The following is a 430-nucleotide window of genomic DNA, read 5'->3' on the forward strand; positions in this document are numbered from 1 at the left end:
CTGGCGATTCTTGTCCCCGGGGAAGCGCGCGCTGGCGTGGGTGACATCCGCGGACAAAGTCCCGAAGGCGTTCATATCCCGGCCGGCGCCCAGCGCCACGCTGTTATAGTCCTGGGAGAAGATACCGCCCCCGTACAGCGACCATGCGTTGGACAGACCCCACGACAGTTCGCCGGTGGCAAAGTACGGGCCTTCAGTACGGTGGTTATAGTCGCGGGGACGACCACTGGTCAGCTTGTAACGCAACTGGCCGGGACGCGTCAGGTAAGGCACCTGAGCGGTATCCACCGAGAAGGTCTGCACCGAGCCGTCCTGCTCCTCGACCCGCACGTCGATACGTCCGGTAAGGGCGCTGCTCAGCTCCTGAATGCGGAACGGACCCGCGGCCACGGTGCTTTCATAAATCACCCGTCCCTGCTGGCTGACAATC

1 protein-coding gene is annotated in these 430 nt (G+C 63.5%); it reads right to left on the reverse strand.

Translation table 11 applies throughout. From position 1 onward, the window contains the following. On the reverse strand, positions 1–430 hold a 430-nt coding region (locus AQ981_RS25475; RefSeq protein ID WP_154675993.1), incomplete at both ends, for a fimbria/pilus outer membrane usher protein.

Origin of the sequence: Entomohabitans teleogrylli, from assembly GCF_001484765.1 — a bacterium.
GTDB classification, from domain to species: Bacteria; Pseudomonadota; Gammaproteobacteria; order Enterobacterales; family Enterobacteriaceae; genus Entomohabitans; species Entomohabitans teleogrylli.